Below are 524 nucleotides of genomic sequence, written 5' to 3' on the forward strand. Positions count from 1 at the left end.
GGCAACGAGGGTGTCATCACCGTCGAGGAAGCCAAGTCGCTCGAGACCGAGCTCGACGTCGTCGAGGGCATGCAGTTCGACCGCGGCTACATCTCGCCCTACTTCGTCACCAACGCCGACAAGATGCGCGTTGAGATGGACGACGCCTACATCCTCATCAACGAGAAGAAGCTCTCCTCGCTGAACGAGCTGCTGCCGCTGCTCGAGGCCGTGGTGCAGAGCGGCAAGCCGCTGGTCATCGTCGCCGAGGACGTCGAAGGCGAAGCGCTTGCGACCCTCGTCGTGAACCGTCTGCGCGGTGGTCTGAAGGTCGCGGCCGTCAAGGCTCCGGGCTTCGGCGATCGCCGCAAGGCCATGCTGCAGGACATCGCGATCCTGACCGGCGGCCAGGCGATCTCGGAAGATCTCGGCATCAAGCTCGAGAACGTCACGCTCAACATGCTCGGTCGCGCCAAGAAGGTGATGATCGACAAGGAGAACACCACGATCGTCAACGGCGCCGGCAAGAAGGCCGACATCGAGGC

At 63.4% G+C, this 524-nt stretch carries 1 protein-coding gene; it reads left to right on the plus strand.

From position 1 onward, the window contains the following. A partial coding sequence (locus tag OWC48_RS46160) for a TCP-1/cpn60 chaperonin family protein (protein ID WP_282525949.1) occupies positions 1-524 on the plus strand: 524 nt, incomplete at both ends.

The sequence above is a fragment of the Bradyrhizobium sp. Arg816 genome (genome assembly GCF_029989365.1).
Classification (GTDB): Bacteria; Pseudomonadota; Alphaproteobacteria; order Rhizobiales; family Xanthobacteraceae; genus Bradyrhizobium.